Source organism: Haloferax sp. AB510 (genome assembly GCF_024136985.1).
Taxonomy (GTDB): domain Archaea; phylum Halobacteriota; class Halobacteria; order Halobacteriales; family Haloferacaceae; genus Haloferax.
In genome coordinates this window covers 1-319 of the sequence record NZ_JAMYJY010000255.1, presented here as the reverse complement: position 1 = coordinate 319, position 319 = coordinate 1, and the positions used below count along the sequence as shown (strand labels likewise).

General features: G+C 54.5%; 1 pseudogene. It reads left to right on the top strand.

Annotated features, from left to right (window positions below):
• Positions 1-2: 2 nt before the first annotated feature.
• Positions 3-319: pseudogene (locus NKF06_RS20885) on the top strand (DDE-type integrase/transposase/recombinase); the annotation flags it as partial.

Genomic DNA, 319 nt, shown 5'->3' with positions numbered 1-319 from the left:
TTCTGAGGACGCCCGTTAGGGCGTTCACTGTCCAGCTTCACGCGACCGGCTGTTCACTCAGAGAGACAAAAAATTCTCCGATTACTCGGGGTTGAAGGTTCTCATCAAGCTGTTTGGCAGTGGGTACATCGGCTGGCTGACAGCGGTCACAACCCGCCTGAGGCGAAGCCGAAGCGGGTTGCGGTCGACGAGACCGCTGTCAAAATCAATGGCGAGTGGTCTTGGTTGTACGCTGCAATAGACATCGAGACAAAGCTGATTCTTGACGTCGAATTGTTTGGACGACATGGTACCGATCCGGCTGCTGCGTTTCTCCATC